Source organism: Pseudomonas sp. SIMBA_067, from assembly GCF_046534675.1.
In the GTDB taxonomy this organism is placed as follows: domain Bacteria; phylum Pseudomonadota; class Gammaproteobacteria; order Pseudomonadales; family Pseudomonadaceae; genus Aquipseudomonas; species Aquipseudomonas putida.
The window spans coordinates 1-266 of record NZ_JAWRYH010000555.1; the positions used below are offsets into that span (position 1 = coordinate 1).

Consider the following 266-nt stretch of genomic DNA (forward strand, 5'->3'; position numbering starts at 1 on the left):
GAAAATCACCAAAATTACCACGTATCGTTTACCTCCCCGCTGGATGTTCCTGAAAATTGAAACCGATGAAGGCGTGGTCGGTTGGGGCGAGCCCGTGATCGAAGGCCGCGCCCGTACGGTGGAAGCGGCAGTTCACGAGCTGGGTGACTATTTGATTGGTCAGGATCCATCGCGCATCAATGACTTATGGCAAGTGATGTATCGCGCCGGATTCTATCGCGGCGGTCCGATCCTGATGAGCGCCATCGCCGGGATTGACCAGGCAT

1 pseudogene is annotated in these 266 nt (G+C 55.6%); it reads left to right on the forward strand.

The features are described 5' to 3' along the window. A pseudogene (locus tag SB765_RS30300) lies at positions 1–266 on the forward strand (D-galactonate dehydratase); the annotation flags it as partial.